Genomic DNA, 13,229 nt, shown 5'->3' with positions numbered 1-13,229 from the left:
GACGGCATTTCACAGCCAAAAGTTAGCCCCTGTTCACCATTCAGCCACGGTTGGTATGCAACAACGGCGGGCTAATCTTTGGGGGTTTTCTTACAGTGAAACGGACGACGGTCGCCCTGTTCGGGCTTCTGCTGCTTGCCGGCTGCGGCACGGACACCAAAATCCCGGAAGAACCGACCATGTATCTCAACATGGCCCAACCCGGCGCTGTCCTGGATAGCCAGGCGGCCGCGATCATGTTTTCGCAGTATCGCCAGAACAATGGCCTTGGCACCGTCGTGGTGGATCCGGACCTGACCAAGCTCGCCGAGCAGCAGTCGCAGGCGATGGCCGCGCGCAACAAGATGGACCATGACGTGAAGGCCCCGCTCGGCAAGCGGCTGCAGGCCGGGGGCTATCCTGCGACGGTGGCGGTCGAGAACATCTCGGCCGGCTATCACACGCTGGCGGAAGCCTTTTCGGGCTGGCGTGATTCACCGCCGCACAAGGCCAATATGCTGAAGAACGGTGTCACAAAAATGGGCATCGCGGCCGTCTATGCTCCCAACACCAAGTACAAGGTGTTCTGGACGCTCATTTTGGCGGCAACCTGACCTCGATAAATTCCGCGTGATCCAGAGCATGATCCGGAAAAGTGTGAGGCGGTTTTCCGAGAAGATCATGCTCAAACAGAGAGCCCTTCATCTCGTTGATTGACGCGGCGGCGAACAGCCGCCACGGTGCGCCGTTCTCGTTGTTTGCAGCCCCAACGGTTACGAATGGATACTTCTGATTCCGCGCCGGCCTCGACGCCCGCGCAAGCGCAGCGCGTGCTGGTTCTTCAGGGCGGCGGCGCGCTCGGCTCCTATCAGGCCGGTGCCTTTCAGGCGCTCTGCCACGCAGGCTTCGAGCCGGAATGGATCGCCGGCATCTCGATCGGCGCCATCAACGCCGCGATCATCGCCGGCAACGAGCCGGCCGAGCGCGTGCCGCGGCTGAAGGAATTCTGGGAGATGGTGTCGGCGCCGGTGCCGTGGAATCCGGTCTCGAAGCATGAACGCGCCCGCTCGCTGTTCAACGAGACCAGCGCCGCCATCATCGCGACCTTCGGCGTGCCCGGCTTCTTCACGCCGCGGATTCCGCCGGCGCCGCTGTGGCCGCCCGGCAGCTCGCAATCGCTGAGCTATTACGACACCGCGCCGCTGAAGAAGACGCTGGAGCGCCTCGTTGATTTCGACCGGATCAACGATCTGAAGACGCGCCTGTCGGTCGGCGCGGTCAGCGTCACCTCGGGCAATTTCCGCTATTTTGACAATTACGAGTTCAGGAAGCTCGGCAAGAAGATAGGCCCCGAGCACATCATGGCCTCGGGCGCGCTGCCGCCGGGCTTTCCGTCCGTGGTGATCGAGGGCGAGCATTATTGGGACGGCGGCATCGCCTCCAACACCCCGCTCGACTTCGTGCTCGACGAGGAGACCAGCCGCGATCTCCTGATCTTCCAGGTCGATCTGTTCAGCGCGCGCGGGCCGTTGCCGGAGACGCTGCTGGAGGCCGCCGAGCGCGAGAAGGACATCCGCTATTCCAGCCGGACGCGGATGAACACCGACAAGAACAGGCAGATCCACAACGCCCGCATGGCGGTACGCGACCTGATCGGCAAGCTGCCCGATTACCTGAAGAACGATCCGTCGGTCGAGCTGCTGCGCAAGGCGTCCAAGGAGAACACCGTCACGGTGGTTCACCTGATCTACAAGAGCAAGAACTACGAGAGCTCCTCGAAGGACTACGACTTCTCCCATGTTGCGATGGTCGAGCACTGGGGCGCGGGCGTCCGCGACGTGCATTTGTCGATGCGTCACAAAGAATGGCTAGAACGGCCGCAGTCCGGGGAGACCATGGTGACTTACGACCTCACGGGGGATGAACCCACACCCCCCGCAAGCAAATAGGAGCGACCGATAATGGGTACGTTGACAGGCAAGACCGCCGTTGTGACCGGCTCGACCAGCGGCATCGGATTGGCGATCGCGCGCGCCTTCGCCGGCGCCGGCGCCAATATCGTTCTCAACGGCATGGGCGTTCCGGCCGATATCGAGAAGGAGCGTTCCGGCATCGAGACCGACTTCAAGGTCAAGGCCGTGCATTCGCCGGCCGACATGACCAAGCCGGCCGAGATCGCCGACATGATCGCGCTCGGCGAGAAGACCTTCGGTTCGGTCGATATCCTGGTCAACAATGCCGGCATCCAGTTCGTTGCGCCGATCGAGGAATTCCCGCCGGAGAAGTGGGAAGCGATCATCGCGATCAATCTGTCGTCCGCGTTCTACGGCATCCGCGCCGCGGTGCCCGGCATGAAGAAGCGCGGCTGGGGCCGCATCATCAACACCGCCTCGGCGCACTCGCTGGTCGCTTCGCCGTTCAAGTCGGCCTATGTCTCGGCCAAGCACGGCATCGCCGGTCTCACCAAGACGGTGGCGCTGGAGCTCGCGCAGCACAAGATCACCTGCAACTGCATCAGCCCGGGCTATGTCTGGACCCCGCTGGTCGAGCACCAGATCCCGGAGACCATGAAGGCGCGCAACATGACCAAGGAGCAGGTCATCAAGGACGTGCTGCTCGCCGCGCAGCCGACCAAGGAGTTCGTGACCTCCGATCAGGTCGCGGCGCTTGCGCTGTTCCTGTGCAGCGACGATGCCGCGCAGATCACCGGCTCCAACTACTCGATCGACGGCGGCTGGACCGCGGAGTAATTTTCCGGCGGGATTTGGCGGCCTAAGAGACAAGCCGGCCCTGATTGGATCAGGGCCGGCTTTTGCTTTGAGGCTGCAGGCGTCGCCATCGCCTGCAGCCATCGCTTTTGGCGAAATTTTGCAACTTTTTCCGATCGGATTCAGGACGATTTGGCACGCCGTGGGATGATGGCATGGGCATTCCTGGCGAGGAGCAAATCGGATGGAGCAGCGGCAGGCATACAACGAGGTGATGGGCGAACCGCATTCCGAGCTTCGGCCCAGCTCCCAGCTACGGCTCAAGGGCAAGGTGGTCCTCGCCGGGAGCGCCGGTTACGACGAGGCGCGCAAGGTCTGGAACGGCGCCGTCGACAGGCGGCCGGCCATGATCGCCTACTGCGCGGATACCCAGGACGTGGTCGAGGCTGTGACGTTCGCGAGGTCCCGCACGTTCCCGGTGGCCGTTCGCAGCGGAGGCCACAATGTCGCCGGCCTCTCGGTCTGTGACGGTGGCATGGTCATCGACCTGTCGCGGATGAAACGCATCGATGTCGATCCGGTCAGGCGCACCGCGCGCGCGGAGGCCGGCCTCGATCTCGGCGAATTCGATCGTGCCACGCAGGCGCACGGCCTGGCGACCACCATGGGGATCAACAGCGACACCGGCATCGCCGGGCTCACGCTTGGCGGCGGCTTCGGCAAGCTCGGGCGAAAATACGGGTTGACCTGCGACAACCTGATTGCCGCCGAAGTGGTGACAGCCGAGGGACGGGTTTTAAGGGCCAGCGCGACCGAACACCCCGACCTGCTCTGGGGCTTGAGAGGAGGCGGCGGCAATTTCGGCATCGTGACTGCGTTCGAATACCAGTTGCATGCGATCGGCACGTCGTTGCCCGTCGCGTCAACGCTTTATCCTTACGATCAGGCGCGCGAGGCCATGCAGTTCTACGATGAATTCGCCCGCAACGCTGCCGATGAGGTCAACGTCGATGCGGCCCTTGTGACGCTGCCGTCGGGCGACCGGTTCTTCAACATCTCCGGTTGCTATGTCGGCTCGCATCATGACGGTGAGCGTGCCCTTTCGCCGATCGTCAAGTTCGGCTCGCCCGTCGAGACGCGCCTCGCAACCGTTCCCTATCTCGAGATTCAGTCAGGCGGCGATGCCCTGTTTCCGCGGGGACGTCGCTACTACTGGAAGGCGCAGTTCCTGCGCGAGATCGGTGCCGGCGCGATCGACGCGCTGCTCGACGCCTATGCGAGAGCCCCCAACACCGCGTCCTTGCTGGTTCTCCAGCATGTCGGCGGCGCAATTGCACGGGTTCCGGTATCGAGCTCGCCTTACGCCAACCGTGATGCGGCGTTCGACTGCTTTCCGGTTGCGATCTGGGACGATCCGGCCGGTGACGAGGCGAACATGCGTTGGGCGCGCGAGCTGTGGAGTGCCGTCAGGCCCTATTCGACCGGCGGTGTCTATGCCAACAACCTGGGGGATGAGGGCGAAGACCGGGTGCGCGATGCCTATGGTGAAAATTACGCGCGTCTTGTCGCGCTCAAGAGCAAATACGATCCGACGAATTTCTTCCGCCTGAACCAGAACATCAAGCCGACGACATAGTTCTGGGCATCGGAGAAAATCCAAATGCGAAGCCGCTGGACCATTCTTGCTGCTCTGTTCGTCGCTCGTGCCACCATCGCCTTTCAGTTTCAGAGCGTCGCGGCCATCGCGCCACAGCTCAGCCAGGGTCTGGGCGCGAGCCTGGCCGATATCGGCGTTCTGATCGGGCTCTACTTTGCGCCGGGCGCCTTGCTTGCCTTGCCTGGCGGCGCGATCGGCCGCCGCTATGGCGACAAGGTGGTGGTCCTTGCCGGTCTCCTGATGATGCTGGCAGGCGAACTGCTGATGACCACGTCGACGTCGTGGAGCGTGCAGATCGCGGGCCGGCTGACTGCCGGCATCGGCGGCGTGCTCCTGAACGTTCTGATGACCAAGATGGTCGCGGACTGGTTTGCCGGCCGGGAAATCGCCACCGCGATGGCCATTTTCATCAACTCATGGCCGGCCGGCATCGCAGTCGCTCTCATGCTGTTGCCGGCAATCGGAGCCACGCTCGGGCTCCATGCCGTCAATCTTGCCGTCGCCGGGGTGATCCTGATCGGTCTCGGCCTCATCGCTCTGGTTTATCGCGCGCCGGATGCGGCCGTCGCGGTTGAAGGCGAGCCTAGCAGCCTGACCGCCGACACGATCTGCGCCGTGATTGCCGCCGGCCTGATCTGGTGTCTCTACAACATCGGCTTTGCGATGATCTTCAGTTTCGGTCCATCGATGCTGGTCGAGCAAGGCTGGTCCGGCGCCGCAGCCGGATCAACCATCAGTATCGTGCTCTGGCTCGCCGCCCTTTCGGTGCCGTTAGGCGGCTTCCTCGCCGATCGGACCAAGCGCGGCGAGGTCATCCTGGTCACGGGCTGCATCGCCTTCGCGCTCCTGACACTGCTGCTGTCGCGCAGCGGCACGGTGCTTCCCGTCGTCATTGCTCTTGGAATCCTCTGCGGCCTGCCTGCCGGTCCGATCATGAGCCTGCCTGCGCGCGTGCTCGAGCAGAAGACGCGGCCGATCGGAATGGGAATATTCTACACCGTCTTTTACGCCGGCATGCTGGCTGGACCTGCGATCGGAGGAAAGCTCTCCACCACGGTCGGCTCCGCGAGCGCGGCGCTCGACTTCGGCGCCGCCATGCTCCTGGCTTGCCCGGCCGTTCTGTGGTTCTTCCGCCGCATGGTTGCCGGCCAGCATTGGGAGCGGGCGGACATCAGGCGCGCCTGACCGGCGCAAGGCTGAACGCGGTCAGGCAGGTTTCTCAGTCCGGCGGCGGTCATGCATCGCACAATGCCGCGCCGGCGGAATGCTATGACGCCGGCAGCCGCTTGCCGAACGCCAGCACGTGCAGCCCGAGGCGCGAGCGCACGACATAGAACAAGAGGATCGTCTCGAAGGTCAGCGACAGCGAGGTCGAGGCGGCGGCGCCCATGCCGCCGTAACGCGGGACGAGGGCGATGCAGAGCCCGACATTCATCAGGAATGACACCGCATAGGCGGTCGCGCAGATGCTCTGGTGGCCGAGCATGTTCAACAGGCGCTCGACCGGCCCGATCGCCGAGCGCACCACGAGCCCGATCGCGGCAACGAACATGATGCTGTAGCCGTCGACGAATTTCGGGCCGAACAGCCACAGCAGCGGCTTGCCGAACGCCAGCAGGGCGATGGTCGCGAGCAGCGAGGGCCAGAACGTCCAGCTGATGGCGTGTGCGACATAGGCCGACAGCCGGTCCTTGTCGCCGAGCGCGTTGTATTCGGCGAAGCGGTGCGCCGTGGTCGCCGCCATCGCGTAGTGCACGAACGACACCAGCGCCAGCGTCTTCACCACGGCGAAATAGATGCCGACTTCCTCGGACGAGCGGAATTGCTGCAGCATCAGCACGTCGGTGTAGCCGAGCAGCAGATAGAAGCTCTCGACCAGCATGATCGGCAGCGAGATCGCGAACCAGCCCTTGACGTCGTAGGTCTTCTCGCCCACCCCGAGATGGGCGGTGAGGCGGCGGTTGAGCACGATCATCTGGCCGATCGCCGCGATGTACACCGCGGCCGCGCTCGCGATCATCGCCGCGGTGGCGCCGAGATTGAGGCCGAGCGCCAGTGCGCCGGCGGTCAGCGCGATGATCAGCCCCTGCCGAACGATGAACTGCGGCATCAGGCCGAGCTGCATCCAGTCATGCGCGCGGGAGATGCCGTCCTGGGTGTTGGCGACGACGAAGGGCGGCAAGGTCAGGCAACCGATATAGAGCGGCACCACGGCGTTGGGATCGATCCAGGGCGAGGCGAGGTGGATCACGCCGGCGAGCAGCAGCGCGACCATGCTGGACGTCGCCAGCACCACCCAGCGGCCGCCGGAGAGGAAGCCGCGCAGCGCCGCAAGGTCGCCGCGCGCGCGGTATTCCGGAATGATCTTCTGCGCGGAGGGCGCGATGCCGAAATCCATGGTGCTGCCGAGCAGCAGCACCCAGGTCCAGACATAGACATAGATGCCGTAATCCGAGCCGCTCATCCAGCGCGCCAGCAGGATCTGCGCGAGATAGGCGATGGCGGCGCTGATGACGCGGATGGCGAAGATCATGCCGGCGAGGCGTTTGGTGACCGACGCCTCGTTGGTGCCGCCGAGCGCGCGCGCAGCGAGGCCACGCAGGCGTGCGGCCCGGCCCAATGGCGCAGAGGTTGCCGATTGTGTCTCCATCACAGCCAAGGCGGAAAATTCCTAAAGCGCCGCACGGCGGCAATGGCCACCGATCTATCAACGAAACGTTAAGATTGGGTTCGGCGACGCACCCCTTCGGGGTCGTCCCGGGGCAGTGCGAAGCACTGAACCCGGGAGCTCGAGATTCCGGGTTCGATGCGCTGCATCGCCCCGGAATGACCCTACGGCTCAATTCAAATTGATATTGAATTCGTAGCTTTTGTCGCCGCCGACCAGCGTCAGCTTCAGCGCGGCGCCGTCGGCCTTGGCGCCGGGCGGCAGGCCGTCGAGCTCGAAAGAAAAACGCTTCACGCCCGGCGGCGCCTGCGCAACGAGCTTGGGCACCGGCAGCGCCCAGTCGGGCGTCGGCCCCTCGACGAACAGGCTGAGGTCGCGGCTCTCGGGCGCGCTGACATCGACCAGCACGTTGTTCTTGCCGTCGCGCTTGACGTCGCGGATCGAAAGCGGGATGGGGTCGCCGATATTGGCGGGCTTCGGCACCGCGTTGAGCGCTTCCGACAGCGCGGCGTCCTCGGTCGATGCGACGCTCGCGAACGCCAGCTCGGCCTTCGCCTCCACCGGCACGCACAGCTTCTCGCACACCGCGTAGTTGATGTCGGCGCGCAGCACCAGCGGCTTATCGGGATTCTTCGCCACGATGCGCAGCGGCAGCACCACCTGGTGCTTGTAGCCGAGCGAGGTGCCGCCGGCGCCGTCGTCGAATTGCCGCGGTGCCGGCCACATCACGGTGACCGCCTCGACGTTGTCCGACCTGGAGAAATCGAACCGCGGCGGCACGCCGGAATCGCCGGGCGTCCGCCAATAGGTCTTCCAGCCGTCCTGCAACTGGAACGCAATGCCGCCAAGCAGCACCGCGCCGCTGCGCGATCCGGCGAGCAGCCGCACCGCCGAATGCGTGTCCTGTTGCCACGGCGAGGCGTCGTCGGCGCGGACCTCCGTGGCCATACATGCGACGGAAAACAGGGCGGCAACGCCAAATGCGGCACGCAAGGGAACTATGACGATCATGAGACGTCTTTACCTGCAACTTTCGGTGCAAACCATTGAATTGCTTGTGATGCATCGCCGCACGGCGGTCGATGGTTGATTGACAGAACCGCCACCCGATATCAGGATGCGAAATCAGCAGGAAAGGCCTTTGCGGATGCGCCCTGAAGGCAAACCAGGCAAGACTCGCAAGACCGCCGCCGGCAGAAGCCCGGCCGTCGGTGCCCATGCCGCCGAAGGCGGCTACCTCGACGGCCAGATGCTGATCGCGATGCCTGTCATGAACGACCCGCGCTTCGAACGCTCCGTGATCTACATGTGCGCGCATTCCTCCGAGGGCGCGATGGGCATCATCGTCAACCGTCCCGCCGGCAGCATCGATTTCCCCGGGCTGCTGGTGCAGCTCGACATCATCGAGAAGTCGGACCAGATTCAGCTGCCCGAGAATGCCGAGATGATGAAGGTGATGAAGGGCGGGCCGGTCGACACCGGCCGCGGCTTCGTGCTGCATTCCAGCGACTTCTACATTCAGGATGCGACGCTGAACATCGACGACGGCATCTCGCTTACCGCGACCGTCGATATCCTGAAGGCGATCGCCAAGGGCGCAGGGCCGAAGCACGCGATCCTCGCGCTCGGCTATGCCGGCTGGGCGCCGGGCCAGCTCGAGAACGAGATCCAGCACAATGGCTGGCTGCATTGCGACGCCGATCCGGAGCTGATCTTCGGTACCGACGTCGACGAGAAATACGCGCGCGCCTTGCGCAAGATCGGCATCGAGGCCGGCATGCTGTCGAACGACGCGGGCCACGCGTAGGCCGCGCTGACGTCGTCGACGATTTGTCCACATTCACGGTGTCGTCCCTGCCGTCGCACTAGCGTGTCTACACGGTTTTGGGGCGCGACAGATTGACTCGGTGCAGCAAGAAGTGGCGTCTCTGCAGCATGTTGTATGATTCTCTCACTGGCGCTTTGATTCGAAGGAGCGCCAGCGATGCAGCCGGATTTGTCTTTGGGTGAGTTCGGGGACGTTCGTCTCGACAAAAGGGGGCGACGCTTCTGCGGGCTATGCTTTGCACGCGCAGCGTCTGCTTGCGCCAGATGGCCCGGGGCGATTGGGCTGCCAATATGGCGTTCTGGCGGTTTGTGAACAACCCCCAAGTCACGATCGATAAATTGATTGAGGGCTGGAGCGCGCAGACGCGGACTGCGGTCAGCGGGCGTCATGTGCTGGCGATCCAGGATACGAGCGAGGTCAAGTTCCAGACCCAGGCGGGACGGCGGCGCGGGCTGGGCAAAGTCGGCAAGGGCAATGCTCGCGGCGTGCTGTTGCATGCGATGATGGCGGTGGATGCCGACAGCGGGGTCTGTCTTGGCCTTACTGGCGGCAACGTTTGGACGCGCAAAGGCAAGGTAAAAATCCCGCATGAGCGGCGCGCCTTGGCCGACAAGGAGTCGGCGCGCTGGGTGACGGCCGCCGAGCAAGGCCGCGACGTCCTGGCAGATGCCCGCATGATCACCGTCGTCAACGACCGCGAGGGGGATTTCTTTGCTCACTGGGCGCTGACGCCAGCTGAGAATGTCCATCTTCTGTCGCGTGCCATGCACGACCATGCGCTGGTCGATGGCGACACACTTTATCAGGCGGTCGAGCGGAGCCGCTTCTGCGACAACGCGGTGATCGATCTGCCGCAGCGAATGGATCGGCGCGGCCGGCAGGCCCATCTCTCGATGCGCTTCGGAACCGTCGTGCTCAAGCGGCCGCAGAGGCCCGGCGTCACCGACTTGGCGGAGGGCATCAAACTCAGCTTCGTAGAAGTGGTCGAGTTGCATCCGCCGAGAGGTGCGGAGCCCATTCGCTGGCTGCTCCTGACCACTCATCCGGTCGCCACCGTTAAAGACGCCTGGCAGATCGTCTCCTGGTACCGCCAGCGCTGGATCATTGAGCAACTCTTTCGCTCGCTGAAGAGCCAGGGTTTGCGCATCGAGGATAGTCAGATCGAGAGCGCCGAAGGCCTGATCAAGCTCGTGGCGGTCGCCACCAGAGCGGCATGTATCGTCATTCAACTCGTTCAGGCCCGCAACAGTGGCGAAGAATTGCCGGCTGAATTTGTCTTCACCGCAGAAGAGATCGAGACGCTCAGGGCCATCAACAAAACCATGAAAGGTCGCACCGAGCTTCAGAAAAACCACCATCGCCCCAACACTCTTGCTTGGGCGGCATGGATCATCGCAAAACTCGGCGGATGGACCGGCTACGCCTCCCACCGTCAACCTGGACCAATCACCTTCCACACCGGAATGGCCCGCTTCCAAATCCTCGCAAATGGCCCGACAAACGTGTAGATGCACCTAGTGCGAAAGCAGGGACCCATAACCACCGTATGCAATTGCGGCACCGCGCTCGGGCCACAGCGTCGTGCAACAACAGCGCCCTGTGGTTATGGTCCCGGGTCGCGCTTCGCTTGCCCGGGACGACAGCTGTGGGTTCGACTACGACAGCGATGGTTTGGCTACGACAGCCTTCGCGACCGCTACTCCGCCGCTTCCTGCGCGACCGTCGGCTGGGTGCCGGCCACCGTGGCGCGGCGCATGTCGCGGGGCTGCGACTGGTCGTAGCGGCGGACGCGGTGCACGGTCTGGCGGTTGTCCCACATCACGAGGTCATGCACCGTCCATTTGTGCACATGGACGAATTCGGGCTGCGTCGCGTGCTCGGTCAGATCGCGCAGCAGCAGCCGCGCCTCCGGCATGCTCATGCCCCTGATGGCGCCGGCGTGAGAGGACAGATACAGCGACTTGCGGCCGTGCACCGGATGCGTGCGCACCAGGCGCTGCAGCACCGGCTTGAACATCTGCTTCTCCTCGTCGGTGTAGTCGAGGAAGCCGAGCGAGCCGCGCGAATACATCAGCGAGTGCTCGCAGATCATGTCCTCGATCTCGGCCTTGGTCTCGTCGTCGAGCGCGTCATAGGCGGCGCGCATGTCGGCGAATTCGGTGTTGCCGCCCTTCGGGTTCACCACGCGCGCCGACAGCAGCGAGAATTTCGCCGGGATCGGCCGGAACGAGCTGTCGGAATGCCACAGGCAGTTGCCGAGGTTGAACAGATGGGTGCGGTGGTCCTTCGGCAGCGGCTTGCCGTCCTTGCCGAGATTGCTGACGTCGTTCAGCCCGGAGGCGAGGCGGTAGTCCTGCTTCTTCGTCACCGTGCCGCCGCGCGCATCTTCGCGCTCGCCGAAATTCAGCGCGAACGCCATCTGCTGCTCGTCGGAGATGTCCTGGCCGTGGAACACGAGCACGGCGTATTTGTCCATGCCGGCCTCGATGTCGATCGCTTCCTGCTTCGTCAGCGGCTTGCGCAGATCGACGCCGGAAACCTCGCCGACGAAATGCTTGTGAAGCTGCCGGATCAGGACCGTCATTGGCATATCTCCCCGTCTGTCGCGGGCGGTTTTCCCGCTTCGTTTGACGGGAAGGCTACTCGCCGCGCGCGCGCTGTCAACGCTCGCGGGCCGTGCGCGGGTCAGGCATTCCGCGCCATCAACCCGCCGTCGACCGGAATCACCGCGCCGGTCAGGAACGATGCGGCGGGCAGGCACAGGCTCAGCGTCATGTGCGCGACCTCTTCCGGATCGCCGTAACGGGCGAGGGCGGTGCGGCGCTTGGCGTAGAGCGTCTTGTGCTCCTCGGAGATGCGGTCGGTGATGGCGGTGCGGATCGGGCCCGGGCAGATGCAGTTCACGGTGATGCCTTCGCGTCCCAGCTCCACCGCGAGCGAGCGGGTCAGGCTGGTGACGCCGCCCTTGGCCGCGGAGTAGGGGCTGTGCAGCGCGGTCGCGCCGAGCGCCTCGGTCGAGGCGATGTTGACGATGCGCGGCGAGTGCGACTTGCGCAGGTATGGCAGTGCCGCGCGGATGATGCGCGGATGCGCCGTCAGCATCACCGCGATGCCCTTGGCCCAGGCGTCCTCGTACGCGGGATCGTCGATCGGCACCCGCACCGAGATGCCGGCATTGTTGACGATGATGTCGAGCCCGCCGAAATGCGTGGCGACGTCGTTGACGACTTTGGTGATGGCGTCGCGATCGCCGACGTCGAGCGTCCAGGCCTTCGCCGAGCCGCCGCTTGCTGAAATCTCCTTCGCCACCGTCTGCGTGCCTTCTTCGGTGAGGTCGGTGACCGCGACGTTGGCACCTTCATCGGCAAACACCCGCGCGGTGGCGCGGCCCATGCCGCTGGCGGCGCCGGTGACCAGAACGGTGAGGCCCTTCACCGAACGGCTGAGCTGCTTGTATTCGGACATGACGGACCCCCCGTTGATTTTTTGCGTTGTGAGAGACGGCAACGCTGGCACCGATCGCAGGATACGTCAAACTACTGATCCGATATCGGCATGCGCGCAGCGCGTTAACGCAAGTTTCCCGGTTGGCTTTCCGAGAAGGATCATGCTCAATCAAGACAACAGCACGAGAGAGGAACGCGCGATGAACGAGCTCGATTTCGGCGGCAAGCAGATATTGGTGGTCGGCGGCTCCAGCGGCATCGGCAACGGCATCGCGCAGGCGTTCCGCGCCAGGGGCGCGCGCGTCGCGATCTGCGGCACCCGTGCGCAGGCGAGCGACTATTCCACCGAAGAGGGCTCGCATCTCGAGGGCCTCGCCTACGCGCAGCTCGATGTCAGCAACCCGCAGGCGATCGAGGCCTTCAGGCCGTCGTTCGACCGGCTCGATGTGCTGGTGCTGGCGCAGGGCGCGGTGATTTACCGCCGCGGGGAATTCGAGATGGAGGGTTTTCGCAAGGTGCTCGAGGTCAACCTGATGAGCCTGATGGCCTGCGCGACCAAATTCCAGCCGATGCTGAGCGCGAGCAAAGGCTCGCTGATCATCGTGAGCTCGACCGCGGCCTATCATTCCACCATGGGCAATCCGGCCTACAACGCCTCGAAGACCGGCGCCGTCGGACTGACGCGCACGCTCGGCGAGGCCTGGGCGGAGAACGGCATCCGCGTCAACGGCATCGCGCCTGGCCTCGTCGACACCAAGATGACCAAGGCGACGACGGCCAATCCGAAGCGTCTCGAAGGCGCGCTCGAGCGCATTCCGCTGAAGCGTCTCGGCACGCCCGCCGACATGGCCGGCGCCGCGCTGTTCCTGGCCTCGCCGCTCGCCTCCTACATCGTCGGCCAGACCATCGTCGTCGACGGTGGGCTGATCCTGTAACCGCAGGA

At 64.2% G+C, this 13,229-nt stretch carries 12 protein-coding genes; 8 read left to right on the top strand and 4 right to left on the bottom strand.

What is annotated here, in order from left to right:
* Window positions 1–95 precede the first annotated feature (95 nt).
* The 5 genes from ACVIYL_RS04310 (at window position 96) to ACVIYL_RS04290 (ending at window position 5,529) form a co-directional block, all read left to right on the top strand.
* Window positions 96–593 (top strand): CAP domain-containing protein, encoded by a 498-nt coding sequence (locus tag ACVIYL_RS04310; protein ID WP_456777836.1) that lies wholly within the window; start codon window positions 96–98, stop codon window positions 591–593.
* Window positions 594–758: 165 nt separating this feature from the next.
* The gene (locus tag ACVIYL_RS04305; protein WP_438077346.1) at window positions 759–1,928 is read left to right on the top strand and encodes a DUF3734 domain-containing protein; all 1,170 of its coding nucleotides are present in this window, start codon (window positions 759–761) and stop codon (window positions 1,926–1,928) included.
* A gap of 12 nt (window positions 1,929–1,940) precedes the next feature.
* Entirely contained in the window at window positions 1,941–2,729 is a 789-nt protein-coding gene (locus ACVIYL_RS04300; protein ID WP_137476689.1) for a 3-hydroxybutyrate dehydrogenase, read from the top strand.
* Between the two features lie 202 nt (window positions 2,730–2,931).
* A complete protein-coding gene (locus ACVIYL_RS04295; protein WP_456777835.1) occupies window positions 2,932–4,323 on the top strand; it encodes an FAD-binding oxidoreductase in 1,392 nt (463 codons plus the stop codon).
* Window positions 4,324–4,347: 24 nt separating this feature from the next.
* A complete protein-coding gene (locus ACVIYL_RS04290; protein ID WP_456777834.1) occupies window positions 4,348–5,529 on the top strand; it encodes an MFS transporter in 1,182 nt (393 codons plus the stop codon).
* Between the two features lie 82 nt (window positions 5,530–5,611).
* On the opposite strand, the gene ACVIYL_RS04285 is transcribed toward ACVIYL_RS04290, so the two are convergent.
* Complete coding sequence (locus ACVIYL_RS04285; protein WP_456781777.1) at window positions 5,612–6,994, bottom strand: oligosaccharide flippase family protein; 1,383 nt, start codon at window positions 6,992–6,994, stop codon at window positions 5,612–5,614.
* 189 nt (window positions 6,995–7,183) lie between these two features.
* Window positions 7,184–8,023, bottom strand: coding sequence for a protein-disulfide reductase DsbD domain-containing protein (locus ACVIYL_RS04280; protein ID WP_456777833.1), 840 nt, complete (start codon window positions 8,021–8,023; stop codon window positions 7,184–7,186).
* A 136-nt stretch (window positions 8,024–8,159) separates the two neighbouring features.
* On the opposite strand from ACVIYL_RS04280, the gene ACVIYL_RS04275 reads away from it, so the two are divergent.
* Both ACVIYL_RS04275 and ACVIYL_RS04270 read left to right on the top strand, forming a co-directional pair.
* Complete coding sequence (locus tag ACVIYL_RS04275) at window positions 8,160–8,819, top strand: YqgE/AlgH family protein (protein WP_456781776.1); 660 nt, start codon at window positions 8,160–8,162, stop codon at window positions 8,817–8,819.
* A gap of 284 nt (window positions 8,820–9,103) precedes the next feature.
* Window positions 9,104–10,348 carry an IS4 family transposase gene (locus tag ACVIYL_RS04270; RefSeq protein ID WP_456781775.1) on the top strand — a complete coding sequence of 415 codons (1,245 nt, stop codon included), beginning with the start codon at window positions 9,104–9,106 and terminating at the stop codon, window positions 10,346–10,348.
* A gap of 188 nt (window positions 10,349–10,536) precedes the next feature.
* Here the strand turns inward: ACVIYL_RS04270 and ACVIYL_RS04265 are convergent, their stop codons facing one another.
* A complete protein-coding gene (locus ACVIYL_RS04265) occupies window positions 10,537–11,424 on the bottom strand; it encodes a TauD/TfdA dioxygenase family protein (RefSeq protein ID WP_456777832.1) in 888 nt (295 codons plus the stop codon).
* Window positions 11,425–11,525: 101 nt separating this feature from the next.
* Window positions 11,526–12,305 carry an SDR family NAD(P)-dependent oxidoreductase gene (locus ACVIYL_RS04260; protein WP_456777831.1) on the bottom strand — a complete coding sequence of 260 codons (780 nt, stop codon included), beginning with the start codon at window positions 12,303–12,305 and terminating at the stop codon, window positions 11,526–11,528.
* A 181-nt stretch (window positions 12,306–12,486) separates the two neighbouring features.
* Here ACVIYL_RS04260 and ACVIYL_RS04255 point away from each other — a divergent pair, with 181 nt between their 5' ends.
* The gene (locus ACVIYL_RS04255) at window positions 12,487–13,221 is read left to right on the top strand and encodes an SDR family NAD(P)-dependent oxidoreductase (protein WP_456777830.1); all 735 of its coding nucleotides are present in this window, start codon (window positions 12,487–12,489) and stop codon (window positions 13,219–13,221) included.
* Window positions 13,222–13,229 lie beyond the last annotated feature (8 nt).

The organism is Bradyrhizobium sp. USDA 3315, from assembly GCF_054056795.1.
Note: the sequence above shows the minus strand (reverse complement) of the source record. Positions and strands in the feature narration are given on the sequence as shown.